The sequence below is a fragment of the Variovorax sp. LG9.2 genome (assembly GCF_035018885.1).
Lineage (GTDB): Bacteria > Pseudomonadota > Gammaproteobacteria > Burkholderiales > Burkholderiaceae_C > Variovorax.
Genome location: NZ_JASJXB010000020.1, coordinates 1 through 25,314, shown reverse-complemented (window position 1 = coordinate 25,314; position 25,314 = coordinate 1). Strand labels below are relative to the sequence as shown.

Below are 25,314 nucleotides of genomic sequence, written 5' to 3'. Positions count from 1 at the left end.
GAGCATAGCCATCCGAAAGCGCCTCGACCCGAAAAGCGCTTTAACCTCGGCACCAGATTCCTTAAGGCACTCCCACGATGTCCGCTTCTCCATTCGAACCCACCGATCCGCCCGACAACAGCGGCATGCGCAAAGGCCTGACCAGCTACGGCGACCAGGGCTTTTCGCTGTTCCTGCGCAAGGCCTTCATCAAGGGCGCGGGCTTCACCGATGCCGCGCTCGACCGCCCGGTGATCGGCATCACCAACACCGGCAGCGCCTACAACCCGTGCCACGGCAATGCACCGCAGCTGATCGAAGCGGTCAAGCGCGGCGTGATGCTGGCGGGCGGCCTGCCGATGGACTTCCCGACCATATCGGTACACGAGAGCTTTGCCGCGCCGACCAGCATGTACCTGCGCAATCTGATGTCGATGGACACCGAGGAGATGGTGCGCGCTCAGCCGATGGACGCGGTGGTGCTGATCGGCGGCTGCGACAAGACCGTGCCGGCGCAGTTGATGGGCGCGGCATCGGCCAACATCCCGTCGATCCAGCTCATCACCGGCTCGATGCTGACCGGCAGCCATCGTGGCGAGCGCGTCGGTGCCTGCACCGACTGCCGTCGCTACTGGGGCAAGTACCGCGCCGAAGAGGTCGATGCCGAAGAGATCGCGGACGTCAACGATCAGCTGGTCGCCAGCGTCGGCACCTGCTCGGTGATGGGCACGGCCAGCACCATGGCCTGCATCGCCGAAGCCCTGGGCATGACGATGCCTGGGGGCGCCTCGCCACCGGCCGTCACGGCCGACCGCATTCGCATCGCCGAGCAGACCGGCGCGCAGGCGGTTCAGATGGCACGCGACGGGCTGACCATCGACAAGGTGCTGACGCCCGATGCCTTCGAGAACGCGATGCGCGTATTGCTCGCCATCGGCGGCTCGACCAACGGCATCGTCCACCTGACCGCCATCGCTGGCCGCATGGGGCTGGAGATCGACCTGGCGGCGCTCGACCGCATGGGCCGCGAGACGCCGGTGCTGCTCGACCTGAAGCCTTCGGGCCAGCACTACATGGAAGACTTTCATCACGCCGGTGGCATGGCGACGCTGCTGCGCGAACTCAAGCCGTTGCTCAAGCTCGATGCAATGACCGTGACCGGCCGCACGCTGGGCGAAGAGATCGAGCGCTCAGGTCCCGGCTTCAAGCAAGACGTGGTGCGCAGTGCGCGCAACCCGATCTATCCGCAAGGCGGTATCGCCGTGTTGCGCGGCAACCTGGCGCCCGGCGGCGCGATCATCAAGCAGTCGGCAGCCGACCCCAAGCTGATGGAGCACGAGGGCAGGGCGGTGGTGTTCGAGAACATCGAAGACCTGGTGACGCGCATCGATCGCGACGATCTGGACGTCACTGCAGAAGACATCCTGGTGCTGAAGAACATCGGCCCCAAGGGTGCTCCCGGCATGCCCGAAGCCGGCTACATCCCGATCCCGCGCAAGCTGGCGCGCGCTGGCGTGAAGGACATCGTGCGCATATCCGATGGGCGCATGAGCGGCACCGCCTTCGGCACCATCGTGCTGCACGTCACGCCGGAATCGGCCATCGGCGGGCCGCTGGCTTATGTGCAAAACGGCGACCGCATTCGCCTGAGCGTGACGAACCGCGAGATCGCATTGCTGGTGTCCGACGAAGAGTTGGCGCGGCGCGCGGCAGCGTCGCCGGTGATCGAGCCGACCGCTGCGCGCGGCTACAAGAAGCTCTTCTTGCAGAGCGTGACGCAGGCCGACCAGGGCGTCGATTTCGACTTCCTGCGCGCGCCGAAGATGATGGGCAAGGTGCCGCGATAACGCCTGACTGTTTCCAGTGAACGCCTCCGTCTTCTCCTCGCTGCTGCCCGTCGTCCTGCTGATCGCCTGCGGCTACATGGCAGGCAAGCGGCGCTGGGTCGGCGCTGCGTCGGTCAAGGATCTTTCGAACCTGATCTTTCTGTTGCTGGCCCCGGCGCTGTTGTTCCGCGCGATGAGTACCGTGCATGTCGAGCAGCTCAGCCTGCGGCCGGTGGCTGCGTACTTCGTCGGTGCGGGGCTGATCTTCGCGGGCACGCTGGTGTGGCGCGGTTTCAATCGCACGGCGGCGGTGCTCGCGCTGGCCAACACCTACAGCAACACCGTGATGATCGGTATCGCGCTGATCGGCTTGGCCTACGGACCCGAAGGCATGGTGGTGCTGCTCACGTTGATCTCGTTGCACTCGCTGGTGTTAATGACCAGCGCGACCATCGTGCTCGAACTCGCGGTGGCGCACGAGCACGCGACGATCAGCGGTGCCGAGCGTCGCTCGATGGCGCACACGGTGGGTCGGGCGCTCTTCAACGCTGTCATTCATCCGGTGCCGCTGCCGATCATCGCGGGCCTGTTGTGGGCGCAGACCGGTCTCACCCTGCCCGCGGCCATCGACACGCCCATCGCGCTGCTCGGCGCTGCGTTCAGTCCGGTCGCGCTGGTGATGGTCGGCATCACGCTGGCGCTGACGCCTGTCGGCATGCACTGGCGTGGCGCGCTGGTGCAGGCGACCATCAAGAACATCGTGCATCCGGCGCTGGTGGCGGGGCTCGGGCTGTTGTTCGGCTTGCGCGGCTTGCCATTGACCGTGATGGTGGTTGCTGCGGCGTTGCCGATCGGCGCCAACGTGTTCCTGTTCTCGCAACGCTACAAGACGGCGGAAGAGCTGGTGACGGCCAGTGTGGTGGTGTCGACCGGGCTCGCGTTGGTGACGCTGTCGCTGGTGATGGCGCTGGTCGGGCGGCTCTGAGGAGAAGGCGCCTATGTCTTTCGGCAAGCTGGCCGTTTGTGGAAGTGGCGCCGCAGCGCGGTCAACCTACAGTGGCGGTCAATGTGAGATCGGGTGCATCTTGATGGGCGTCGAACGATCGGTTTCGACCTTGATTCGAACCGGGCTGATGGGGGCGGGCGTGTGGCTCGGCGCCATCGGCTGCGTGGCCGCGGCCGCGGCCGATAACCCGGTACGGCCAACGCCACCGGATGCGCCCTGTCGAACGCCGTGTCTCTCGAGCGCCGCACCGCCGTCACGTGAAGCGCCGAAGCGCGACGAGCCCAAGGTCGCTGCCCGCCCGTCGGTTCAGAAGGGGACGGCCACCGAACGCAAAACCCAGCCTGCCAGGCCACCGCGTTGCAGTGACATCACGATGCGCACCGCACTCGGTGAACCGGTGACGGTCGAAGAAAACGAATTCCTGAAAAAGCAGTGCCCGTAAGGCTGGCCGCTTACCGGTTTACCGGTTGCTCACCGGGCGTTCAAGGCGCGAGCCGTTCTCGCACCCACGCGTCCGGCTGGCGACGATAGCGCAGGCGGTCGTGCAGCCGGCTGCGGCGGCCTTGCCAGAACTCCCATTGCTCGGGCACCAGCCGATAGCCGCCCCAATGCGGCGGGCGCGGAGGCGAGAGCAAATGTTTGGCGGCAGCGAGCGCCGCGTTCTTGACAAGGACATCACGGCCGCTGATCACTTCGCTTTGCGGGCTGGCCCAGGCCCCGATACGCGAGTCGAGCGGCCGACTGGCGAAGTACGCGTCGCTCTCTTCGGCGCTGATTTTTTCGACGGTGCCTTCGATGCGCACGACGCGCTCCAGCTCGACCCAGTGAAACTGCAGCGCCGCATACGGATTGCCAGCGATCTCCTGGCCCTTGCGACTCTGGTAATTGGTGTACCAGACGATGCCACGCGCGTCGTAGCCCTTGATGAGCACGATGCGGGTCGATGGCCTCAGGTCGCCTCCGACGGTGGCCAGCGTCATCGCATTCGGCTCCGGCACCTTCGAATCGATTGCCTCGGCGAGCCAGCGCTCGAACTGCATCAGCGGCTCGCCGGCACTGTGGGTTTCGTCGAGTTCGGCACGCTCGTAGCTTTTGCGAAGTGAGGCGAGGTCGGCGTTGGGCGAGGTCATGCCGGCATTGTTGCGCAAGCTGTCTGCGCGCATGGATACTGGCGGGCGATGACCTTCCTCGCGTCGCTTCCCCCGGATCGCCTCCCCACCGTGATCGTGCTGGCGTCCGGGCGTGGCGAGCGCTTCCGCGCGGCCGGTGGTGTCGGCTCCAAGCTGCAATCCGCACTGGCAGGGCAGCCCGTGCTGGCGCACACGCTCGACGCGGTTCGCGCCAGCGGGCTGCCCTGGCATCTGGAAGACGTCGGTCATCCGGGCATGGGCGATTCGATCGCGGCCGCAGTGCGCGCTACCAGCGATGCGGCCGGCTGGTTGATCCTGCCGGGCGATCTGCCGCTGGTGCAATCGACGACGCTGCGTGCAGTGGCGGCTGCGTTGTCGGCAGCGGTGCACGCGGCACAACCGCGCTTTCGTGGCGAGCGCGGCCATCCGGTCGGCTTCGCTGCGGCGTGCTTCGCGCAACTCTCGGCACTCGAAGGCAACCTTGGCGCGGCGCCCGTGCTGCGAGCACTGCGCGCGGCGGGGGCAGTGGTCGATGTGGAAGTCGAAGACATCGGCATCGTCACCGACGTCGATACGCCCGACGCGCTGGCGCAAGCCGAACGCCTGCTGCTCGCACGCCGCGCCGGCTAGCTGCGCGTGACGATCGCGCAGGCGATGCGCGGTCCCGAGTTGCCGGACGGCTGCGTCGTGAAGTCGTCGCGATCGCGATGCACGATCAAGGCACGGCCGACGACGTTGTTGTCGGCGCCTTCGGTCATCGACAGCGAGTGGTCGTCGACCGAGAAGCGGGCGACGCCTGCAGCATCCGCCACCAGGCTCGGCAGCTCGCCTGCGTGGCTGCCCGGTGCGCCGAACTTTCCATGCGTGACGCCGGTCGGGTTGAAATGTCCTCCCGATGCATCTCCGTTGTTGGCGCAGTCGCCCTTTTCATGGATGTGGAAGCCGTGCTCGCTTCCCGGCGCCAGTCCGCGCACTTCGCCCTTGATGCGCACGCCGTGATCGAGCGTGCTGAACACCACCGTGCCCATCGTCGGGTTGGGGTTGATGGCGGCAGTCGGCACCAGGTTGGCGACCGCGCCGGGCCTGTTGCCACCCATGCTCCCGCAAGCCGTGAGCACGACCGCCGTGCTGATCGAGAGCGACCACACGGCGCAAGAGCGTACGGAGGGCCGTACTGCGGATGAAATACAGGCGAAGCGAAGATTCATGAAGGTTCCTGGTCGGAATTGGAGGAATTGGAAGGTGACTCGTTGTATAGCCGCATTGCCGCCCCGCCGCCATCGGTGCCGGCCGCGACTTCTTCTGCAGCGAGCTTGATCAGACGGGCCAATGCCGCATCGTGGATGGCGTGGCGCTGCAGTTCCTGCAAGGTCTGCTGCGCATAGTCGAGCGAGCTGCCGTAGCGCCCTACCGCACTGGAAAAGATCTCGCGATAGCGCGCGTCGCTCAGCTCGCCGGTGAAGTTGGGGCTGCGGCGAGACAGCGTGAAAGCCAGCGCGCGCACTGTGCCGCCAGGCGTTACGCAATCGAGCCAGCGCGGGTCGTAGACACCCGTCGGCATCTCGCGCAGCCAGAGGCGGCCCAGTGTTTCGAGCGCATCCGACTGCGGGATGCGAAACGCCATGCCGCGACAACTGCCGCCCGACAGCAGGCCGAACACCAGGCCGGGGTTTTCCGGCGTGCCGCGGTTTACGCGGCTCCACATCTTCAGCGCCCGATGCCAGCCGTGCACACGGGCCGGTCGGCGCTCCGCAAAGTCGAAGTCGGGTCGCCAGATCAGCGAGCCATAGCCATACACCCAGAAATCCTGGCGCCCGCCCCATTCGTGGATCACGCGATCGAGCATCGGCTTGGGGTCGCGCAACGGTCGTGGCAGCGGGTCGAGTCCGGGAGGGCCGGGGTTGCCAACTACAATTTCAGGGTCATGGTTCACCGCACCATTATTTACCGCCCCCTTTCCTATGGAGACAGACCCATGGCATCCAGCGCCGACGACGACAGCCTGCAAAACCTGATTCTCGGCCTGCTCTTTGGACTCATCGCACTCGTCATCTTCCTGCTGGTCGGCATCGTGATCTGGCACAAGGGGCACAGCGCCAAACCGGCTAAATCGGGCGGCGCGCCTGTCGCGGCGATGGTGGCGCCTGCCGCAGCTGCAGTGCCGCCCATCGCGGTTGTCACCGAGACCGTGACGGTGACGATCCCCGACGGCGCCAGCGTCAACGTCGGCGCCGACGGTGTGGTCGCCTTCTACTTCGCCACCGGCAGCGCCGATCTGGCACCGGGCGCCGCCGAGGCACTGGCTGCGGTCATCAAGGGCGTGCAGGGCGGTCGCAAGGCGGTGATTTCCGGCTACCACGACACCACGGGCGATGCCGCCGTCAACGAGCAACTCGCCAAGAAGCGCGCGGAGATGGTTCGCGACGTGCTGACCGGGCTGGGCGTGCCGGCCGCCAAGGTCGATCTGCAAAAGCCGGGCGAGACGGCGGGCTCGGGCAACAACGCCGAAGCGCGCCGGGTCGAGGTCAAGCTGGTCGACTAGCCGCCACCGCGCAAAATCCTATCGACATCAAGCCCGGCGATACCGGGCTTTTTCATTGGCTCTTGGTACCATGAGTTTTCCCCATTGCGATGAAACTCATGACGACGCATACCACTGTCACCGAGGTCACCGACCGCATCCGGGAGCGCAGCAAGGCCACGCGCACGGCCTATCTACAGCGACTCACCGAGACCCGCGACCGCGATCGCGGCGCCGAACGCATGGGGTGCGCCAATGTGGCCCATGCGGTCGCCGGCATCCCGGCCAACGACAAGTTCAGGGTGGTGACCGAGCGCGCACCCAACATCGGCATCGTCACGGCTTATAACGACATGCTGTCGGCCCACGCGCCGTACCAGACCTACCCGGACATCATCAAGAACGAAGCCCGCAAGCTGGGCGCCACGGCGCAGGTGGCGGGCGGCGTGCCGGCCATGTGCGACGGCGTAACGCAGGGCACGCCCGGCATGGAACTGAGCCTGTTCAGTCGCGACCTCATCGCGATGAGCACCGCGGTTGCGCTGACCCACGACATGTTCGATTGCGCGCTGCTGCTCGGCGTGTGCGACAAGATCGTGCCCGGCCTGTTGATCGGCGCGCTGCACTTCGGCCACTTGCCGACGGTCTTCGTGCCGGCGGGACCAATGGCGTCTGGCATGTCGAACACCGCGAAGTCGAAAGTGCGGGAGCAGGCTGCGCAGGGGCTGGTCGGGCGCAAGGGGCTGATGGAGGCCGAGATGGCGGCCTATCACTCGGTCGGTACCTGCACCTTCTACGGCACCGCCAACAGCAACCAGATGCTGCTCGAAGCCATGGGCCTGCACGTGCCCGGCACGGCGTTCATCCAGCCCGGCGATGCGATGCGCGAAACGCTCACGCGCGAGGCGGTTCGCACGGTGCTCGGCCGTGCTGGCGACACCGGGGCCGCTGCGTTCGCCACGCCGCCGATCGGCGTCATGGTGGACGAGCGTTGCATCGTCAACGCCATGGCCGCCTTGCTCGCGACCGGCGGTTCGACCAACCACCTGATCCACTGGGTCGCGGTAGCGCGTTCCGCCGGCATCGTGATCGACTGGGACGACTTTTCCCGGCTCTCCGACGTGATTCCGCTGTTGACACGCGTCTATCCGAACGGCAGCGCCGACGTCAATGAATTCCAGGCCGCCGGCGGCCCCGGCTTCGTCATCGGCGAGCTCGTCGATGGCGGACTCATGCACGCCGACGTGCTCACCGTGCGCTCCGGCGGCATACGCGAGTTCGCGAACATCCCGACGCTGGCCGATGGCGAACACAAGCTGTCATGGAGCGCGGCGGCACCCTCCAAAAACGATGCGGTCGCGCGGCCGGTCGGCGCACCTTTCAGCGCCACTGGCGGCTTGAAGTTGTTGAACGGCAACCTCGGCCGGAGCGTGATCAAGGTGTCGGCAGTGTCCGATGACCGGCATGTCGTCGAAGCGCCGGCGCGCGTGTTCGATTCGCAGGCCGCATTGCAGCAGGCCTTCACTGCCGGCGAACTCGATCGCGACGTGATCTGCGTCGTGCGCTGGCAAGGCCCAAAGGCCAATGGCATGCCCGAGCTGCACAAGCTGACGCCGCCGCTGTCGGTGCTGCAAGGCAAGGGATTCAAGGTCGCACTGGTCACCGACGGTCGCATGAGCGGCGCCTCGGGCAAGGTGCCGGCGGCCATCCATGTGTCGCCCGAAGCAGCCGCCGGTGGTCCGATCGCCAAGGTGCGCGATGGCGACTTGATCCGGCTCGATGCGGTCGCAGGCACACTGGCCGTGCTGCTGCCCGACGACGAATGGGCCGAGCGCGAAGTCGCGACGCTTTCCGATGCGCAACGCACCGCCGACGGTCACGGCCTGGGCCGTGAATTGTTCGCCGGCATGCGGCGCAATGCTTTGACTGCTGAAGAAGGAGCCTGCTCATGGCTGTAACAGACAAACTCACCGCCCTCGACGTGATGCGCGACGCACCGGTCATTCCGGTCATCGTGCTGCACGATGTCAAAGACGCCATCCCGCTGGCGCGTGCACTGGTGGCCGGCGGCATCCGCATGCTGGAGGTCACGCTGCGCACGCCGCAGGCGCTGCAATGCATCGAAGCCATCGCCAAGGACGTGCCTGAAGCGGTGGCGGGTGCCGGCACCATTCGAAGTGCCGCCGATGCACAGGCGTCGGCGCTTGCGGGTGCCAGGTTCGGCGTGAGCCCTGGCTACACGCGGTCGGTCGGCAAGGCCTGTCGCGACCTGGGCTTGCCTTTGCTGCCCGGCGTCGCGACCGGCAGCGAAATCATGACGGCGCAGGAAGACGGGTACACCCAGCTCAAGTTTTTCCCGGCGCTTCAGGCAGGTGGCTTGCCGATGCTGAAGGCGTGGCAAGGCCCGTTCGGCGACGTCACCTTCTGCCCGACCGGCGGCATCCACGCGGGCAATGCGGCGGAGTTTCTGGCGCTGTCGAACGTGGCTTGCGTCGGCGGTTCGTGGATCGTGCCGGCCGAGGCGATTCGCGAAGGCAATTGGGCATTGATCGAACAATTGGCGCGCGCCGCCACCACGCTGGCACGCTCGGCGGCATGACCGCCGCTCTGGCAGGTTCCGGTCAGAGCGGAGGTGCGGAGTTGGCCGATCTGAAGGTCATCGCTTTCGATGTCTTCGGCACCGTGGTCGACTGGCACAGCGGTATCGCTGCCGAGGCCGAGCGCTTGCTGCCGGGTGTCGATGGTGGCGCGTTCGCGCTGGCGTGGCGCGCGGGCTACCAGCCGGCGATGAAGAGCGTGATGGAGCGCATGGCGAGCGACGTCGGTCATGGGGGTGGTACCGGTGGCTTCACTCTGCTCGACGAATTGCACATGAGCATCCTCGAAGGCGTGCTGCGGGACTTCGGCCAGACCGATGTCGACCCGGCCCTCCGTCGCGAGTTGAACCGAGCCTGGCACCGCTTGCCAGCGTGGCCCGACGCAGTCGCGGGCCTCACGCGGCTGAAGAAGAAGTACATCATCTGCACGCTGTCGAACGGCAACATCGGCTTGCTGACCGAAATGGCGAAGGGGGCAGGATTGCCCTGGGACTGCGTGCTTTCGGCCGAAGTCTTCAAGGCCTACAAGCCCGACCCGCGCACCTACCTCGGCGTGGCGGCGGTGTTCGATGTCGTTCCCGGGCATGTGATGCTCGCGGCGGCGCACCACGACGACCTGGCCGCGGCGCGCGCCTGCGGCCTGAAGACCGGGTACATCGAGCGTCCGAACGAGTTCGGCGCGGCGCGGCCCAAGGACGTTTCAGCGCAGCCCGACAACTCGCTGCACGCGCGAGACATCGGCGCGCTGGCTGATTTGCTGGGCTGTTGAGCCGCTGGAGCTTCAGCGCAACCCGCCGCCGCTAGCGTCTTCCTTGCGCTGGATCAGCCATCTGGTAGCGGTTGGCGGCAAGTTTGCAGTGCGGCTGTCCGAACTGCCATTGCCCATGAGGCTAGGTGCACATGAGTGACGACGCAGGTACCTTGGCAGTTCGGCGTTCGATGAGCCAGACATCGACCTGTCGACCGCGCACCGCGCGCACGACGAGCAGCGCGGTGCTGGCGGCGAGCATCCTGCTCGATTCGTTCCACATTGCAGCGCAAGACGCCACCCCGACGCCACCACCAGCATCGACTTGGCATCGTGGTGCTCGCTGTGCGTGGTCCATGGGCCCGAAGCTTGGGAAGGGGCAGAGTCCAAGCCCTTCACGCCAGCAAAAAAACGGGATGGCGACGCTTCGTAGGTCCACGGGGATCGGATGCCATCGAACTGATCGGGACCACCCGCCTCACACCGCGCCACAGCGTCCACGTCGTTCAATGGGAAGGCCAAATCCTGCTTATCGGTTGCAGCGACCAGACCATCGCGCTGTTGGCCGAGAGCACACCCAAGCCTGGTGCCGGCACGGGCCCGCTGGCGGATGCGTCGATGCCTGCTGACCGGAGTGGCGACGCATGAAGGCCCTGCGCGATTTCTTGACCGGCCTCGCACTGCTTGCGATGCTGCTGCTGAGCCCGTGGGCGCGTGCGGCACTCGAGCCTCGCGCCTTGCCCGTCGCCGAGTCGTTAGCGCGCTCCGCCGCACCTGCGACTGCGCCACGCAGCGCTAAGCCTGCGGCCACGGCGCTGGCCGTGCCCGCGCTGTCTTCCTTGGGCATTCGCTCGGGCTCATCACCCGGTATGTCGACGACGCCAGCCGACGAGACCTCGCAAGCGTTACGCATCGTGCTCGGCCTGACGGTGTTGGCCGTGCTGCCGGCGCTGGTGGTGTGCCTCACCAGCTTTATGCGCATCATCATCGTGCTGTCGATGCTGCGGCACGCGATCGGCATGAACGAGACGCCACCCAACACGGTGCTGATCGGCATCGCGCTCTTCCTGACGCTGTTCACCATGTCGCCGGTGTTGCAGAAGATCAACGACGACGCTTTCCAGCCCTTCATGGCCGGGGAGGTGGGCATGCAGGCCGGCTATGAAAAAGGCGTGCTCCCGCTGCGCGACTTCATGGTGCGACAAACACGGGAAGAAGACCTCGCATTGATGGTCGAACTGTCCAAGGCGCCCACACCCTCCAGCATGGCGGACATCGGCAACGTGCAGCTGGTGCCGGCCTTCATGCTGTCCGAACTGCGCGCCGCTTTTCAGATCGGCTTCGTCGTATTTCTACCGTTCCTGCTGATCGACCTGATCGTCTCGAGTGTGCTGATGGCACTCGGGATGATGATGATGCCGCCCACCACCATCGCGCTGCCAATCAAGATACTGATCTTCATTCTGATCGATGGATGGAGCTTGCTGCTGAAGGGGCTGGTCGGCAGTTTCCATTGAGCGCCGCTGTCGCAGCGTCGAGGCCAATGACAACCAACCGTGGTTGATCGAGCTTCGGGTCGGCAAGGGCAGACTAAACGAGTCGACCCTGCGTCCGATGAACTGCGATGCTGATCCTTCTTGCATCCTGTCTGGCGCTGGCGTTCATCGATACCGCGTGGGCCTGCGCCTGTTGGTTCCACTGCGCATACCGCCGCCGCGCCCGTAAGCCAAGGCGTCATCATCCGCGCAGGGCGGCGATCCTTGCCAGCGACAGTCCCGACAAGACGACGTCGCGCTTCGCACATTGGCGCAGCAAGCCAGAGTGGGCATGCAGGGAGGTGATCTACCTTGCATCACACGGTCGGAGTTGTCGCGAAATCGAGGCTTTGTTCAACCGGAAACATGGCGTCTACATGACGGTCGGCCATAGCTGGGTGGCCGACTACATCAAGGCTCTTTAAAGGTAAGCATGTCACGCATGGCCTGCTCCGACATTGGCGGCCTTGAGATTTTTGTCCATAGTTGCCTGACAATCATCGCCCATCCTCTAGAACCCGAGGCGCAGCGAAGGCTTTCTGACCGACGACGCCATCCAGCGGCTGCTGGAAGAAGCCATGTGCCGCCAGGCCGGACGCCGACTCATGCAAGTGGCCGAACGCCTGCACGCCGCCAACATCGAGCCGATGACCGAAGAAGAGGTCGACGCCGAGATCCAGGCCTCGCGCGCCGAGCGCCGCGCCCGTCAGGGCGAGCAACCCAAGCCACCACACGGCACCCAGTGACGTGAAGCTCGTCCTGGACACCAACATCGTCATCTCCGCGCTGATCTGGGGTAGCGAGCCCTACAAGCTGATCCGCGCCGCCACCGAAGGCGACATCGAGCTCTACACCTCTCCCGCGCTGCTGGCCGAACTGCAGGATCAGTTCACAACCTCTATCGTGAAGTCCCGCGACCTCGACGCCACAGCCCAGCCTGTTTGCAGGTCGCTCGATAAATCTCTGAGCGGCGTGCGTTGCTGGCGGTAGATATAGGCTGTGGCGGGGCCGCTGGGGAAGCCAACATTTTTAAGGATGGGCCTGAACACGATGCGAGAACCGTCCGAAGATTCCTCCGCAAAGGTATAGCGGCCATTGCCCCGGAGGTCCAAGTTATACGTATCGCTTGCCACCCCGGCCCGTGGCGGGCGGCGTTTTATGGCAATCGTCAGCTTCTCGCCTACGCGGTATAGCTTCGGCACCTCCACGACTTCAAGTTCCGGCAGCGCAAAGCTGTGCTTGATGATCTTGCTGGGAGTGCGCGTGAACTCGAAGGTCAGTAGATCATGCGGCACGGGGATGTTGCCGATGTATGAGACCAGCTCTTTCGGGTCGCGTTGCAACTCGATGCCGTTGACCTTGATGGAGGCGCCCGGGCGAAGCTCCACGTCTTTCTTTGCGTCGTAGAAGTAGAAGTCAGCCCGCACGAAGGTGCTGGACTGACTCTCGTTGTGAGTCATCACATAGACGGGCGTGATTTCGGAAGTGCCATCGTCCACCACCATCTTGGATTGCGCTTGGCTGTTTGTTGTCGTGATGGCAGTACAACCGCTCAGGCCACCAGCCAGAAGTAGCAGGCTCTCGCGTCGATTGATTGAACCCATGTGCTCACCTTCCTGGCGCCGTAGGCGTGCCGTACAGGCGCACATTGTTATACAGCGTCAAGCCGGAGACTTGCCCGCCCAACGGATTCTTGGTGGAGAAGAACAAGCCCGAGTTGCCCGGCACGTACTGGTAGCCAGGGCCCATGCCCTGGTAATTGAGCAGGTAGCCCGCAGCGTCGTGCGCAATGCCGTGGTTGGTCACCACTTCGATGCCACCCGCGGCAGCGAGGGCCGATGCGGAGGTGACTCGCACATTGCCCGCACCGGGTATGCCGCCCGTCGGGCTGAGCAAGGCGCCGAAGACCGGATCTAACCCACCCAGCGCATCGCCCACCATCTTGCCGAAGCGCAACTGCTCGATGGAGGCCATGTGCGCGCTGTTGTCGGGAAGGCCGTTGGCAGCGCTCATGGACAGAAGGGGGACGCGGTGCTCGTTTTTGTTCAGTTCATCGAAGGAACCAGTTTTTTGCCCTGCCGCCAAGGCAGCTCTTTCTGCATCGTTGCGAAGGTCCAACATGGTCTGGTAGTCACTCGCAGCTCGATCTGCGTCGATGCCGCGCACCCGCACAACCGTTGCCAAGACATCACCCGTTTTGCTTTGGTCGTAAGGGATCCATTCACCCGTTGCCTTGTCGCGCTCGCCCTGCATCTTGGTCATGGCCGAAGCGAGTTCGGGGTCGCCTGCGCCTTGGATTTTCCAACTCGGCATGCCCGCCAAGTTTTCCAGCGTGTACACCTGCTTGGTACTGTCGATCACCGTGGGCTTCTTGGCGGCATCACTCGCCCGATCCATTTCATTGCGATAGTTCTTGCTGGTCGGATCGCGATCGTCGTCAATGGCGGGCTTGACTGCTCCCGTGTCTGCGACAGGCGTCATCTTCCAATCAGGCCCATACTCGCGCTGGCGCATGTTGTACGCCATGACCTCGGCATTGGTTGCCGAATCGCTGATGGTCGGCCCGCCGCTGGCCAACGCCCGATGCGTCATGCGGTCGTAGTAGACGTTGTCGCTCTGAAGGTCAGACCCATTGCGATAGCTGCTTTCGTACGCCGGGTTGTAGTTGTCGTCCTGAATATCCGAGCCGTTGCGGTAGTCCGCATCCGACCAAGGCCCGACGCCCTGGGCTTGCTGTCCGTTGGCCCCTGCGAGGCTGCCGCCCAATGCATTGCCAAAGGCGTCCGCAGCAATCTGTGTTGCACTCACGCGTCCCCCCCGCATCACCGCCACCGTGGCACCCCCCGCCAAGCCGCTCACCGCCCCGATGGCGAAGCGCTGACCCATCGCGCCCAGGTCGTTGAACGCATTGGCATTGCCCAGTGCCCCGCCCACCGCACTCCCGACCCCTGCTCCGACAGCACTCGCCGCCACGCTTCTCCAATTGAAGCTCGACTGCAACCCGGTCGCCACAGCGATGCCCTGCGTGAGCGAACTGCCCACGGCAGAGCGAACGATCGCATTGCCCACGGTCGCCTCGCTCCCCAAAGGTGCCCAACTGCCCAAGCCGCTGCTCACACCGCCACTGACCGCCGCCAATGCCACACCCTTCCAGCTGAACGAATCCTGCGCACCGATGGCCACGCCCACCGCCTGACTTGCGATGCTGCCTGCCACAGCACCCGCTACACCGGCGGCCACGTTGGACACCGCCGCTGCAGTGGCGAACTCTGCTGCCGACATCGACCCGGCACTCGACATGATCGACTCGGCCAGCAACTCCGATGTCGCGCCCTCGGTGATCACGGTCACCACCACGGCAATGATGACGACGATGATCGCGCCGATGGCCCCGCACCCCTTGTCCTGCCCCCTGGCTGCGCCATCAGCGTCGGACTCGTATTCCCCGTGATCTTCGACGGGTCGTAAGGCCTGAAGGTGTTGGCGCTGTTCGCACTCCCCACATGCGCCGGAATCGTCAGCACCTGCCCGGCCCTCAAGTCCCCGTTGCTCGACAACCCGTTGGCGTCCGCAATCAGGTACCAGAGGTTCGCATCCCCATAGGCCCCCTTGGCAATCGTCTGCAGCGTGTCGCCCGCGGCCACCGCATAGGTGCCCGGACTGCCCGCAGGGTAGTTGCCATCGATCGGCTGGTACCCGAAACTGAACTGGCTGTCTGACTTGAAAAATGTCCCCATCTGGGCGAACACCGTGCCGTCGTAGCTGTGGTCCGCGGTGGCCCCGTAGCGCCCCAGCACCTCGCCGTTGACGATCAGCTGCCTCTGCACGAAAGCCTGCTCGCCGGGGGTGTTCTCGTTGGCGTAGTAGGCGTACAGCGCCGTACCGTTGGCATCGTTCACGAAGCGGTGCGTGCGCAAGGTCGGCTGACTGATCTGCCCGGCGTCCCCCACGAAGTTCAGCGCCCCGTTGGCGTCGTAGCCATAGGCCACGCCCCCGATCTGGCCGGCACCGCCGGCACCCGGTCCGGCCACCACGTGCGAGGCCGTCATGCTCAGGCGCTGGCGGTAGCCCTCGGCGCGCTCCAGCGTGTTGAGGGTGCTGGCCATGGTCACCGAGCCCACGTCCGCACTCAGGTAGCCCAGCAGGTTGCCCGCAGCGTCGTACTGGTTGTAGTCGACGGCCGTCTTCCAGACCCCGCCGGCGAAGATGTTCTGGTGCACCAGGCGCCCGTTGGCGTCGTACTGGCTGGTGCGCCCGTCCACCGCGGGATTGGCGCTGTCGACCGTCAGGCCGCTGACCGCACCGCTGGCGATGACGCGACTGGCCCCGTCATACAGACGCCGGTCCACGGCCGCACCGTCGTGCGTGCTGCCGGCCAGGCGCTCCATGGCGTCGTAGCTGTAGCTCTCGCTGCCTGCGGCGCTGACATCGCTGGTGCGGTTGCCCGCTAGATCGTAGGCGAGGGCGTGGCCGTTGGCCCCCAGGGTGCCGGCCGCGTCCTGTGCAGGTTGTCCTGTTAGCCCACACCGTTCTCCACGGTCTTCTCGCGGATGTGACGGCGGGCCAGGTCGTAGGCATACGTGGTCAGCGTGCCGGTGCCCGGATCGGTGATCGCCAGCAGCTGGCCGGCCGCGTTGTACCGCGGCAATCTTTCGGGACGCTACGCGGACGGACTGCTACGGGGAGAAGCTGTCGATGCACAGGCGTTCACGCGGCCGTCTCGTGGGTTTATCCCAGACGCTGTGCCAACAAGTCGGCTTGTTCGACAAATTTTGCCGGGCTCTTGTGTTTCAGTTGGGCCAGGTTCTGCAGCTTCCATCGAATGCTCGGCAGATGCTCAGCATGCGCGACGCCCAGCAACCGCCATTCGGGCTGACCGTTGACGAGTGACACCAAAAAGCGGCGCTCATCCGCATCGAGGCCGCGGTGCAGCTCCTGAACCAAGCGCTCGCGCGCGGCGAGGAGCGCATCCAGTTCCACTGGCTCGGTGGTCATGCCCCTGAAGTTGCGCTCATACTCCTGGCCGATATCGCGCATGGCCGGGAACAAGACTTCGTGGACCGGTCGGTTGTGACTGGCGAGGTAGACCACGAAGGCGCGCCGGATGCCTGGGGTGATGCCTTCATGCGAGAACAACTGCATCACGTCGAACAGGTCGCGGGGATGCTGGCGATCCATGGCTGCGACGAGCTTGCCGCCGTACACATCCTCCAGCGACACCACCGGGATCTCTAACTCAGCCAGCAAGGTGTCGCGGGCCGCAGGCGTCAAGGCCGCAGTGCGCACAGGCTGGACGGTGCCCCGCATCACGAAGTTCACTTCGACCTTGACCTCGATCTTCCCACGTCGTACCAGCAGTTTGGTTTCGCCGGCATCGGGCGTTGCCAGCGTGTGCGTCTGAAAACCTTGGGCGTTCAGGCGCTCTGCGGATTGCCGGATGGCGTCGTTGATGCGGATGAGTGCTGCGTCGCGGGGCAGGCTGTGGTCGGGGAAGACCAGATCCAGATCGACAGACAGCCGTGGCATGTCTCGAATGAACAGATTGATTGCCGTGCCGCCCTTGAGTGCGAAGGTGCCGTCCGCGAAGACGAAGGGCGCGATCTGTGTCAGCAGGCGGGCGGTGTCGAGGTAGGTCTGGTTCATGGTTTGAGCACCAGGAGCCCATTCACCGACCGGGACACCCAGGCCCTCGCGCTGCCGGTGGGCAGTTGCGCGGGGTCCAGCTTCGCAGTCCAGGGCAGGGAGAGTTCGCGTCCGATCTGCAGGCACAAGCGCACGGTCTTGACGCTGGTGCAGCGTTGCAGCAGTTCGCGCAGCACCTCGGCCCGCAGGCTGTACGCACTCTCTGCCAGCTCACGCGCTTCTTGCAGCGGCTGTCGCACGCCGACCTCGCTGAGCACTTCCAGCAATCCGCGTTCGGGAGCCGAAACCCGCGGCGCGCCGCTGAGCTTCTCGAACGGGCCAGCATGCAACGGAGCGCTTGGTGACTCGTCGAACAGGCGCTTGCGGTGGTATTCGGCCGGGAAGCGTTCGGTGAACCAGTCGGGCAGCTTGGCCGCAGTCCAGCCGTAGAGTTGCAGGACGGGTTGCTGCGACACGTAATGCCGTACCCCGTACCAGTCGAGCGACGACTTGCCGCCGACGTGCAGCCCATCGACGACTCGCTCCAGCAAGAGCAGGCAGGGTTGCAGGTCCAGCACGTCGTTCGGGCGGCAGTACACCCCGCGCGCCAGGCGAGTGAGCCAGCCGGCGCGTGCATAGTGCACAGCCAGGTCGGCGGAGATGCCCCGCGCGGCCAGATCCTGCGATGTCAACGGCGTTCCTGGTGGCCAGTGAGCGTGGAGAGTCTTTAGTTTTGTTCGTTCTGTCGTAGCCATGCTACGTTTTTTATCACTAATTCAAGCAAGTGGCAAAGTTCGCTTGTACGGGTTTTTGCCAATCTGTTACGCGCCGCGCAGGGGATCTGCCCTTGTGGCGTCTGAGTGGCGTCTGTCTTCGTAAGCTGTTGATTTTTGTTGTATTAATTCGATCTTGTAGCCGTCAGGATCCGTCACGAAGGCGATGACCGTGCTGCCGCCCTTGACCGGGCCTGCCTCGCGCGACACGTTGCCGCCAGCCGCCTTGATCTTGTCGCAGGCCGCGTAGGCATCAGGCACGCCGAGGGCGATGTGGCCGTAGGCGCTGCCGAGGTCGTAGCTTTCGGTGCCCCAGTTGTAGGTCAGTTCGATCTCGGCCTGCGCCGGATTTCCTTCGCCATAGCCGATGAAGGCCAGGCTGTATTTGTATTCGGGGTTCTCGGACGTGCGCAGCAGGTTCATGCCTAGCACCTTCGTGTAGAAGTCGATCGAACGCTGCAGGTTGCCGACGCGTAGCATCGTGTGAAGCAATTTCATTTTGGGATTTCTTGTCGTCGTGGAAACCCCGATTTTGGCGCGCCGCGCCTTTTAGCGCTTGGGGAGTTCGAACACCAGGCAGGTCGTGGTGGCGTGGGCGTAGAGCGTGCCGTCGGGTCCGACGAGCCTTGCTTCAGCTGTGGCCAGTTGGCGACCGCAATGGATCACCTTGCCGATGGCGCGCACGCGTTGCACTTTGGGCGTGAGGGCCTTGACGTAGTTGACGCCGAGTTCGGCCGTCGTGTAGCCACGGCCCGGCGGCATCATCGTATGGACCGAGCAACCCAATGCCGAGTCGAGCATCGTGGCGGCCCAGCCACCGTGAATGGTGCCAAGTGGATTCAGGTGCTCGGCCAGCGGCTCGCCCTGGAAGATCGCCACGCCGGTGCTGATTTCGACGACGGTGAAGTTCAGTGTCCTGGCAATCGCGGCATAGGGAATCTTGCCATCCATCATGGCCTGCATTACTTCGAGACCGGTCAGGCCTTCGATGTCTTCCGGTCGCGCAACGCCTGGTCCGGGACCGGCGTGCAGCAGCGCGTTTACTTCGGTTTCTCTCGCGATCCAGGCTTCGAGCTGGTTGTTCTCAGACACGGGATTTCCTCAGATAGTTGTAGGTGCAACTATTGTAGATACAATAGACGCGCATGAAAGCTGCCACCGCGACACGAATCGAGCCCCAGGGCTGTACCAACTTCAAGCTGCGCAGCCTGGGCCGGGTGGTTTCACGGCATTACGACGGCGCGCTGACTGAGTGCGGGCTCAAGACTTCGCAGTATTCACTGTTGTCGCATGTCATCAAGTTGGGCCCGTTGCGCCCCATCGATCTGGCGCGCGCTATGAACGTCGAGGCTTCGACCCTCACCCGCAATCTCAAGCCGCTGCTGGTGGCCGGCTATCTCACGCAATGCGAGGGCGTGGATGCGCGGAGTCGGCTCATCACCATCACCGATGCAGGCCGTGTCAAGCGCGTCGAAGCGCAACGCCTGTGGCGCAGCGCACAGCTCGACCTCAACCGAATCCTGGGTGCGGATCGCGTGCTGGCATTGCATCAGCTGGTCGACGACTCGCTCGAGTTGCTCGGTGCCGATGCGGTGGCCGTAGCTGCGCAAGAGAGCTGACGCTCGTACAGCTTTCGCTCCTGCTCACGTTCTCGTCCCGTCTTTTAGATCCCATTTTTTAGTCGCAGAGGTCGCATGTTCGCTCCCCAGTTCTCCGCATGGCTGCAGCGCCGTGGCATCCATTACGGCTGGATCATTGCCGCTGTCACCTTCCTGACGATGCTGATGATGTCGGCGGCGCTCGGCCTGCCGGGCGCGATGATGCAACCGCTCGGCAAGGAGTTCGGCTGGAGCACCGAGCAGGTGTCGTCGGCGCTGGCATTGCGCTTCGCGCTGTTCGGACTCATGGGGCCGTTCGCGGCGGTGTTGATGGAGCGCTACGGCCTGCGCGCGGTGATGTGCGTCGGGCTGGCGCTGGTCGGCTCGGGCATGGCGCTGGTCACGCTGGCATCGCAGCTCTGGCAACTCTTCATCGTCTGGAGCCTGATGCTCGGCATCGGTACCGGCATGACGGCGCTGGTGCTCGGCGCGGTGGTGGCCAACCGCTGGTTCGTCGGGCGACGCGGGCTGGTCATCGGCATGTTGACGGCCAGTTCGGCGACGGGGCAACTGGCTTTCTTGCCGGTGGCAGCATGGATGATCGAACACTGGGGCTGGCGTTCCGCCACCGTGCCGGTGTTCTTCGGCGCCATCGTGATCGCGTTGCTGTGTTTGCTCTTCGTGCGCAACCGGCCGTCCGATATCGGCCTGCTGCCCTACGGCCAGACGCCCGCCGCGGCAGGCGCAGCACCGCCGCCGCCGCCCGCGATGGTCATGAACTGGCGCACGCCGTTCATCACGCTGCGTGAAGCCTCGTCCAACAAGACGTTCTGGATCCTCGCCGGCACCTTCTTCATCTGCGGGCTGAGCACCAACGGGCTGGTGCAGACCCACTTTATTTCGCTCTGCGGCGACAACGGCATGGGCGCCATACCTGCTGCTTCGGTGCTGGCGATGATGGGCGCGTTCGACTTCGTCGGCACCATCATGTCGGGCTGGCTGTCCGATCGCTACGACAACCGCAAGCTGCTCTTCTGGTACTACGGCCTACGTGGCCTGTCACTGTTCTGGCTGCCGCATTCCGAGTTCACGATCTACGGCCTCGGCCTGTTCGCGATGTTTTACGGGCTCGACTGGATAGCGACCGTACCGCCGACGGTCAAGCTCGCCGGCGTCACCTTCGGCCCGCAAAAGGTCGGTCTGGTGTTCGGCTGGATCTTCGCAGCGCATCAGCTTGGGGCCGCTACGGCGGCCTATGGCGCTGGCTTCGCGCGCACCTTGCTGTTGACCTACAGCCCGGCTCTGTATGCGGCTGGCGCTGCGTGCCTGCTGGCCGCGGTGCTGGTGCTGCTGATCAAGCGTCCTGCAGGCCCTGCTGCGGCAGCGCCAGTCAAACGACCCGCCGCGCCGACCAGCGTTGCGCGCGCTTGAGAGAGATGAAATGACGGCGATCACCATCGACTCGCGCACCCGTCTCCTGCTCGAAGCACCGATCGTCCCGACGCTCCTGCGACTCGCCGCACCCAATATCGTCGTGATGGTGGCGCAGGCCGCCGTCGGCCTCATCGAAACCTACTTCGTCGGCAAGCTCGGACTCGACGCCTTGGCCGGCATGGCGCTGGTGTTCCCCATCGTCATGCTGATGCAGATGACGTCGGCAGGCGCGATGGGCGGCGGCATCGCTTCGTCTATCGCTCGCGCGCTCGGTGCGGGTCGTCGTGGCGATGCCGACGCACTGGTGGTGCATGCCGGCGTGATCGCGCTCGGTTTCGGTGTTGCGTTTTCAGCCGTGTTGTTGCTGGGCGGGCGCTGGTTGTATGCGCTGATGGGCGGAAGCGGCGCGGCGCTCGAAGCGGCGCTGACGTACTCGCACTGGGTCTTCGCCGGTGCGATCCTGGTGTGGATGTTCAACTCGCTCGCGGCAGTGATTCGCGGCACCGGCAACATGGCGGTGCCAGCCAACGTGACGGTCGTGGGCGTGGTCTTCTTGATCCCGGTGTCGCCCTTGCTGATCTTCGGATGGGGTCCGATTCCGGGCATGGGCATTGCCGGTGGCGCGATCGCCTTGCTGCTGTATTACCTGGGTGGCACCATCGCGCTGCTCCTGTACCTGCGATCGAACCGTAGCTTGCTGAAACCCAAGATCGCTGGCGTCAAGCTGCGTTGGACTCTGTTTCGCGACATCCTGGTCATCGGCTTGGTCGGCTCGATCTCGACCGTGGCGACCAATCTGTCGATCGGCATCGCGACCGCGTTGTCGGGTCACTTCGGCTCCGGTGCCATCGCCGGATACGGTACCGCTTCACGGCTCGAATATTTGCTGGTGCCGCTGGTGTTCGGCCTCGGCGCGCCGCTGGTCGCGATGGTCGGTACCTGCATCGGCGCGGGTCAGCGCGAGCGCGCCATGCGCGCTGCGTGGACCGGTGCGGCGATGGCGTTCGCGCTGACCGAAGTCGTCGGCATCGCGGCGGCGATCTTTCCGCGCGAATGGCTCGGCCTGTTCGGGAACGATCCGGCAATGCTGGAAACCGGTTCGCAGTACCTGCGCGCGGCGGGCCCGATGTACGGCTTCTTCGGCGTAGGTCTGGTGCTGTACTTCGCGTCGCAGGGCGCGGGTCGCTTGTTGTGGCCGGTGATCGGCAACCTGGCGCGGCTCGCTGTCGCGGGCATCGGTGGCTGGCTGGCGCTGCGATGGGGCGGCCAGCTTGTTCAGGTTTTCACGATGCAGGGCGTTGCGATGGTGGTCTACGGCATCGTCATCGCGTCGGCCATTGCTGGCGGCGCCTGGTTCGGCCGGGTCGGCTGGCCGCGCAGTACGGCCGGATTGCTCCGGCGGCTGCGGCAGGCCTGATCCACTAGGCCGTCTCGCCACTTTGCCACTTTGCCGCTTGGGCGGTCGACTCAACGACGATAAGGATTGTTCGGCGCGCGGTCGTAGCGATTGGGCACGCCGTCACGGTCGTTGTCCCAGCGCCCGCGGCGATGATCCCAGCGGCGGCGATCTTCCCAACGACGATCGTTATGGCGGTAATGGTTCGGCGCGTTGTAATAACGCGGCGGCGGGCGATGGTAGTAGCCGGGCGGTGGCGGAGGGGGCACGACGTAGACCTGCGCCTGGATGGTGTGGCCACCGAACGGCTGCGCCTGTGCTGCGGTGCCGATGGCACCGAGCGACAGAAGGGCCGCTGCGGCAATGACGAAAGAGAGCTTTTTCATGGCAACTCCGATGGAGTGATAAGAGTCACTATCGTCGCCGGCCGATGTGAAGTCTTTGTAAGCCGCACGCGAAGTGTCATGAATAACTGTAAGCCGTCAGTGGCCGTTCAGCCTCGGTGTTTGCCTGCAGTCAGCGGTGCAAACGCCGAAGCGGGCGCGGGCAGCATCCGTCGCAGCGCGTCGAAGAACAGGTCCGACTGTTCGCGTTCGCTTTGCACCTGCGCCGCGACCTTCGCCGCCAGCCGTGCATCGACCGGCGCCAGTGGCCGGCCGGTCGATTGCGCAATGACCTGGTGCAGGCACGCGCGCTCGAGGTAGTACAGGTCGTCGTACGCGTGCGCGACGGAGGCGCCGGCGACGATCACGCCGTGATTCGCCAGAAAGGCCACGTCCTTGCCCGCCATCGCATGCGCGATGCGTTCGCCTTCTGCATCGTCGAGCGCGAGGCCGTTGTAGTGGCCGTCGATCGCGATGCGGTCCATGAAGCGCATTGCGTTCTGGCTCAGCGTCGGATCGAGCGCGCGGTCTGCGGTCAGCGTGAGCGCCGTCGCGTAAGGCATATGGCAGTGCAGCACCACGGCATGGCCGGCGATGCGATGCACCGCGCCGTGGATGAAGAGGGCGGTCGGCTCCACCCGATGTCGCCCGGCCAGCACGTTGCCCCGCACGTCGATCAATACGATGTCGTCGGCGCCAATCTCGCTCCAGTGCAGCCCACGCGGGTTGATGAGGTAGCGGTCTTGCGCGCCGGGCAGCAGCACGCTGAAGTGATTGCAGACGCCTTCGGACAAGTCGTGGTGGGCGGCGGCTCGCAAAGCGAGCGCGAGATCGTCGCGCAGCTGGCGCACTGCCGGGCTGGCGTAGTCGGCCTCGGCGGATGGCGCAAAGGCTGAAGGCAAGGCGCTCATCACGCGCGCACCACGCCGTTGTAAGCAGCGACGAAAGCCATGGCTGTGTCGCGCACCGCCGACGCTTCTTTGCCGGGCTTGTACAACGACGAGCCGATGCCGAAACCGGTCGCGCCTGCGGCCCGCCATTCCGTCATGTTGCTCGGCGTGATGCCGCCCACCGGCATCAGCGGCGTGCCAGATGGCAGCACCGCCAGCAGAGCCTTGACGACGGCGGGGGACGCCAGCTCGGCCGGGAACAGCTTCAGCCCGGTCGCACCTGCGGCCAGCGCCCCGAAAGCCTCGGTCGGCGTCATCACGCCCGGCAGGCAGACCATGCCGAGGCGTGCGGCCTCGGCGACGACTTCGGCGTTGAAGTTGGGCGAGACGATCAGCTCGCCGCCGGCTTCGCGCACCTGATGAACCTGGGCCACGGAAAGCACCGTGCCCGCGCCCACAAGTGCCTGCGGAAAGCGCGCGCGCAACAGCGCGATGCTCTCGTACGGTCGCGGTGAATTGAGCGGCACTTCGAGCAGCCTGAAGCCGGGCTCGACGATGGCATCGCCAACGGCATTCGCTTCCCCGGGCGACAGGCCGCGCAGGATGGCTACAAGTGGAAGTTGGCTCGCTGCGGCGCTGAACTTTTCGAGTGGGGTCAAGGTGATCATGTGATGGGTAAGTTGGACCGTGACGTGGCAGCTCAGGCCACCGTGCGCTGATAGGCCGACAACGCATGCAGCCCGGCCCACGTCGCCTCTGCGCCCAGCATGTGGGTTGCGACGCCGATCGTTCGCAGCGCCAGCGCATAGCGTTCGGTCAGGGTGGGCGAGCCGATGAGCACCACTTCGCCGATGCCATGAAGCGACTGCGTGCGCAGCTCTTCGCCGATCAGCAAGCCTGAAAGATAGCTCGCCACTTCGGCTTTGGGCATGCGGTCGAACAGGGGAAGCGAGCGCGCACCGAACGCGTTGTGCAGCACGCCCTGACCGTTGTCGGTCTGCGTCACGCCCTGCAGGAAAGCGGCTTCGTCGAGCGGTGCAGTGACGTCGAGCATGCGCGCCAGGATCGAATGCTGGCTCAGCAGCGCATAGAACTCGCCGGTCATGAAGGTGCGAAAACCAGCGATGCGACCCTTGCGCACGGTGACCCATTTGTTGTGCGTGCCAGGCAGCACGAAGACGCCTTCATCGCGGCCTGTCAACGCCATCGCGCCGAAGATCTGCACTTCTTCGCCGCGCATCACGTCCGGCACGCCGTCGTGTTCGTCGCGGAGGCCGGGCACCATCGAAATCGTTCGGTTGGCGCTGGCCTCGATGTCGACGATGCGGTTGCCGAGTTCCTCCATCCCCGCCGGGCAGGCGCAGTAGGGTGCCTCGATCCAGCCCTGCTTGCTGCCGGCCATGCCGGAGATGAGGCAGCGCGAACCTAGCGGTTGCATCCATTCGCCGAAGAGCGAGTCGAACACGCTCTTGAATTCACCGGGCGGCACCGTAAGGATGCCGCGCGCGTGGCTCTTTTCTTCAAGTACGTGGCCCTTCGGGTCGAGCAGCGCGCCGCGCAACGAGCTCGTGCCCCAATCGATTGCGATCAGATTCATTGTTCAGATTCTCTCGTCAGTTGGACCCAGGCGCTGCCCGGCCAGAAACCGTAAAACTGTGCGCCTCAATTCGGCCTTGCCGTCATTTTCGGAAATTCGTTTCACGGGTATTTTCAAGGCAGCAACTCGGGCCCGCCGTTCTAAGCGTGGCGCACAGAAAAAAAGGGCGCCGTAGCGCCCTTTTTTGTCGATCGATTGCCGATCTGTTCCTGATGCGGTCCGCGATCAGCGGCCGAACGAACGGCCACCGCCACCACCGCCACCGTAGCCACCACCGCC

The 25,314-nt window shown here is 64.9% G+C and carries 31 protein-coding genes; 16 read left to right on the top strand and 15 right to left on the bottom strand.

Annotated features, from left to right (window positions below; genetic code table 11):
• Positions 1 to 77: 77 nt before the first annotated feature.
• The 3 genes from QN413_RS18755 (at position 78) to QN413_RS18745 (ending at position 3,253) form a co-directional block, all read left to right on the top strand.
• Entirely contained in the window at positions 78 to 1,826 is a 1,749-nt protein-coding gene (locus tag QN413_RS18755) for an IlvD/Edd family dehydratase (protein WP_323498087.1), read from the top strand.
• Between the two features lie 16 nt (positions 1,827 to 1,842).
• Positions 1,843 to 2,790, top strand: a complete 948-nt coding sequence (locus QN413_RS18750; RefSeq protein ID WP_323498086.1) for an AEC family transporter — start codon at positions 1,843 to 1,845, stop codon at positions 2,788 to 2,790.
• Positions 2,791 to 2,893: 103 nt separating this feature from the next.
• On the top strand, positions 2,894 to 3,253 hold the full coding sequence (locus QN413_RS18745) for a hypothetical protein (RefSeq protein ID WP_323498085.1): 360 nt from the start codon (positions 2,894 to 2,896) through the stop codon (positions 3,251 to 3,253).
• A gap of 40 nt (positions 3,254 to 3,293) precedes the next feature.
• Here the strand turns inward: QN413_RS18745 and pdxH are convergent, their stop codons facing one another.
• A complete protein-coding gene (pdxH, locus tag QN413_RS18740; RefSeq protein WP_416352208.1) occupies positions 3,294 to 3,974 on the bottom strand; it encodes a pyridoxamine 5'-phosphate oxidase in 681 nt (226 codons plus the stop codon).
• 15 nt (positions 3,975 to 3,989) lie between these two features.
• Between pdxH and QN413_RS18735 the strand changes: the two genes are divergently transcribed.
• On the top strand, positions 3,990 to 4,571 hold the full coding sequence (locus tag QN413_RS18735) for a nucleotidyltransferase family protein (protein WP_323498084.1): 582 nt from the start codon (positions 3,990 to 3,992) through the stop codon (positions 4,569 to 4,571).
• Here QN413_RS18735 and QN413_RS18730 read toward each other — a convergent pair.
• Entirely contained in the window at positions 4,568 to 5,038 is a 471-nt protein-coding gene (locus tag QN413_RS18730; RefSeq protein ID WP_323498139.1) for a superoxide dismutase family protein, read from the bottom strand. The genes QN413_RS18735 and QN413_RS18730 overlap by 4 nt on opposite strands.
• Positions 5,039 to 5,145: 107 nt before the next feature.
• Positions 5,146 to 5,874, bottom strand: coding sequence for a gamma-glutamylcyclotransferase (locus QN413_RS18725; protein WP_323498083.1), 729 nt, complete (start codon positions 5,872 to 5,874; stop codon positions 5,146 to 5,148).
• A gap of 42 nt (positions 5,875 to 5,916) precedes the next feature.
• On the opposite strand from QN413_RS18725, the gene QN413_RS18720 reads away from it, so the two are divergent.
• The 9 genes from QN413_RS18720 to QN413_RS27375 all read left to right on the top strand — a co-directional run bounded on the left by QN413_RS18720 (position 5,917) and on the right by QN413_RS27375 (position 12,332).
• Positions 5,917 to 6,483, top strand: a complete 567-nt coding sequence (locus QN413_RS18720) for an OmpA family protein (protein ID WP_323498082.1) — start codon at positions 5,917 to 5,919, stop codon at positions 6,481 to 6,483.
• 98 nt (positions 6,484 to 6,581) lie between these two features.
• Positions 6,582 to 8,420 (top strand): phosphogluconate dehydratase, encoded by a 1,839-nt coding sequence (edd, locus tag QN413_RS18715; RefSeq protein ID WP_323498080.1) that lies wholly within the window; start codon positions 6,582 to 6,584, stop codon positions 8,418 to 8,420.
• Entirely contained in the window at positions 8,411 to 9,061 is a 651-nt protein-coding gene (gene eda / locus QN413_RS18710) for a bifunctional 4-hydroxy-2-oxoglutarate aldolase/2-dehydro-3-deoxy-phosphogluconate aldolase (RefSeq protein WP_323498079.1), read from the top strand. Before edd ends, eda begins: the two co-directional genes overlap by 10 nt.
• Positions 9,058 to 9,828, top strand: coding sequence for a haloacid dehalogenase type II (locus QN413_RS18705; RefSeq protein ID WP_323498078.1), 771 nt, complete (start codon positions 9,058 to 9,060; stop codon positions 9,826 to 9,828). The genes eda and QN413_RS18705 overlap by 4 nt, the downstream gene beginning before the upstream one ends.
• Positions 9,829 to 10,140: 312 nt before the next feature.
• Positions 10,141 to 10,455: a flagellar biosynthetic protein FliO gene (locus QN413_RS27380; protein WP_416352207.1), complete on the top strand. Its 315-nt coding sequence runs from the start codon at positions 10,141 to 10,143 to the stop codon at positions 10,453 to 10,455.
• On the top strand, positions 10,452 to 11,324 hold the full coding sequence (gene fliP, locus QN413_RS18700; protein ID WP_323498077.1) for a flagellar type III secretion system pore protein FliP: 873 nt from the start codon (positions 10,452 to 10,454) through the stop codon (positions 11,322 to 11,324). Before QN413_RS27380 ends, fliP begins: the two co-directional genes overlap by 4 nt.
• A 107-nt stretch (positions 11,325 to 11,431) precedes the next feature.
• Entirely contained in the window at positions 11,432 to 11,767 is a 336-nt protein-coding gene (locus QN413_RS18695; RefSeq protein WP_323498075.1) for a hypothetical protein, read from the top strand.
• A gap of 180 nt (positions 11,768 to 11,947) precedes the next feature.
• Positions 11,948 to 12,088 (top strand): hypothetical protein, encoded by a 141-nt coding sequence (locus QN413_RS18690; protein ID WP_323498074.1) that lies wholly within the window; start codon positions 11,948 to 11,950, stop codon positions 12,086 to 12,088.
• 1 nt (position 12,089) lies between these two features.
• Positions 12,090 to 12,332, top strand: coding sequence for a putative toxin-antitoxin system toxin component, PIN family (locus QN413_RS27375; protein WP_416352206.1), 243 nt, complete (start codon positions 12,090 to 12,092; stop codon positions 12,330 to 12,332).
• On the opposite strand, the gene QN413_RS18685 is transcribed toward QN413_RS27375, so the two are convergent.
• The 8 genes from QN413_RS18685 to QN413_RS18650 all read right to left on the bottom strand — a co-directional run bounded on the left by QN413_RS18685 (position 12,227) and on the right by QN413_RS18650 (position 18,829).
• Positions 12,227 to 12,946 carry a hypothetical protein gene (locus tag QN413_RS18685; protein WP_323498073.1) on the bottom strand — a complete coding sequence of 240 codons (720 nt, stop codon included), beginning with the start codon at positions 12,944 to 12,946 and terminating at the stop codon, positions 12,227 to 12,229. The genes QN413_RS27375 and QN413_RS18685 overlap by 106 nt on opposite strands.
• Positions 12,947 to 12,950: 4 nt before the next feature.
• Positions 12,951 to 14,699, bottom strand: a complete 1,749-nt coding sequence (locus tag QN413_RS18680; protein WP_323498072.1) for a hypothetical protein — start codon at positions 14,697 to 14,699, stop codon at positions 12,951 to 12,953.
• Positions 14,690 to 15,730 carry a LysM domain-containing protein gene (locus QN413_RS18675; protein ID WP_323498071.1) on the bottom strand — a complete coding sequence of 347 codons (1,041 nt, stop codon included), beginning with the start codon at positions 15,728 to 15,730 and terminating at the stop codon, positions 14,690 to 14,692. The genes QN413_RS18680 and QN413_RS18675 overlap by 10 nt, the downstream gene beginning before the upstream one ends.
• A gap of 128 nt (positions 15,731 to 15,858) precedes the next feature.
• On the bottom strand, positions 15,859 to 15,990 hold the full coding sequence (locus QN413_RS18670) for an RHS repeat domain-containing protein (RefSeq protein WP_323498070.1): 132 nt from the start codon (positions 15,988 to 15,990) through the stop codon (positions 15,859 to 15,861).
• An 80-nt stretch (positions 15,991 to 16,070) separates the two neighbouring features.
• Positions 16,071 to 16,985: a nucleotidyl transferase AbiEii/AbiGii toxin family protein gene (locus tag QN413_RS18665; RefSeq protein ID WP_323498069.1), complete on the bottom strand. Its 915-nt coding sequence runs from the start codon at positions 16,983 to 16,985 to the stop codon at positions 16,071 to 16,073.
• Entirely contained in the window at positions 16,982 to 17,719 is a 738-nt protein-coding gene (locus QN413_RS18660) for a type IV toxin-antitoxin system AbiEi family antitoxin domain-containing protein (protein ID WP_323498068.1), read from the bottom strand. Before QN413_RS18660 ends, QN413_RS18665 begins: the two co-directional genes overlap by 4 nt.
• Positions 17,720 to 17,785: 66 nt before the next feature.
• On the bottom strand, positions 17,786 to 18,235 hold the full coding sequence (gene gloA, locus QN413_RS18655) for a lactoylglutathione lyase (protein WP_323498067.1): 450 nt from the start codon (positions 18,233 to 18,235) through the stop codon (positions 17,786 to 17,788).
• A gap of 51 nt (positions 18,236 to 18,286) precedes the next feature.
• The gene (locus tag QN413_RS18650; RefSeq protein ID WP_323498066.1) at positions 18,287 to 18,829 is read right to left on the bottom strand and encodes a PaaI family thioesterase; all 543 of its coding nucleotides are present in this window, start codon (positions 18,827 to 18,829) and stop codon (positions 18,287 to 18,289) included.
• 53 nt (positions 18,830 to 18,882) lie between these two features.
• Between QN413_RS18650 and QN413_RS18645 the strand changes: the two genes are divergently transcribed.
• The 3 genes from QN413_RS18645 to QN413_RS18635 all read left to right on the top strand — a co-directional run bounded on the left by QN413_RS18645 (position 18,883) and on the right by QN413_RS18635 (position 22,186).
• Positions 18,883 to 19,356: a MarR family winged helix-turn-helix transcriptional regulator gene (locus tag QN413_RS18645; protein ID WP_323498065.1), complete on the top strand. Its 474-nt coding sequence runs from the start codon at positions 18,883 to 18,885 to the stop codon at positions 19,354 to 19,356.
• A gap of 75 nt (positions 19,357 to 19,431) precedes the next feature.
• On the top strand, positions 19,432 to 20,766 hold the full coding sequence (locus tag QN413_RS18640; RefSeq protein ID WP_323498064.1) for an MFS transporter: 1,335 nt from the start codon (positions 19,432 to 19,434) through the stop codon (positions 20,764 to 20,766).
• Between the two features lie 10 nt (positions 20,767 to 20,776).
• Positions 20,777 to 22,186 (top strand): MATE family efflux transporter, encoded by a 1,410-nt coding sequence (locus QN413_RS18635; protein WP_323498063.1) that lies wholly within the window; start codon positions 20,777 to 20,779, stop codon positions 22,184 to 22,186.
• Between the two features lie 50 nt (positions 22,187 to 22,236).
• Here QN413_RS18635 and QN413_RS18630 read toward each other — a convergent pair whose 3' ends face one another.
• From QN413_RS18630 to QN413_RS18615, 4 genes are all read right to left on the bottom strand, one after another.
• Complete coding sequence (locus QN413_RS18630) at positions 22,237 to 22,551, bottom strand: hypothetical protein (RefSeq protein ID WP_323498062.1); 315 nt, start codon at positions 22,549 to 22,551, stop codon at positions 22,237 to 22,239.
• Between the two features lie 107 nt (positions 22,552 to 22,658).
• Positions 22,659 to 23,459, bottom strand: coding sequence for an aldolase (locus QN413_RS18625; protein WP_323498061.1), 801 nt, complete (start codon positions 23,457 to 23,459; stop codon positions 22,659 to 22,661).
• The gene (locus QN413_RS18620) at positions 23,459 to 24,106 is read right to left on the bottom strand and encodes a 2-dehydro-3-deoxy-6-phosphogalactonate aldolase (RefSeq protein ID WP_323498060.1); all 648 of its coding nucleotides are present in this window, start codon (positions 24,104 to 24,106) and stop codon (positions 23,459 to 23,461) included. The genes QN413_RS18625 and QN413_RS18620 overlap by 1 nt, the downstream gene beginning before the upstream one ends.
• Positions 24,107 to 24,138: 32 nt before the next feature.
• Positions 24,139 to 25,035, bottom strand: a complete 897-nt coding sequence (locus tag QN413_RS18615) for a 2-dehydro-3-deoxygalactonokinase (protein ID WP_323498059.1) — start codon at positions 25,033 to 25,035, stop codon at positions 24,139 to 24,141.
• Between the last annotated feature and the right edge of the window lie 279 nt (positions 25,036 to 25,314).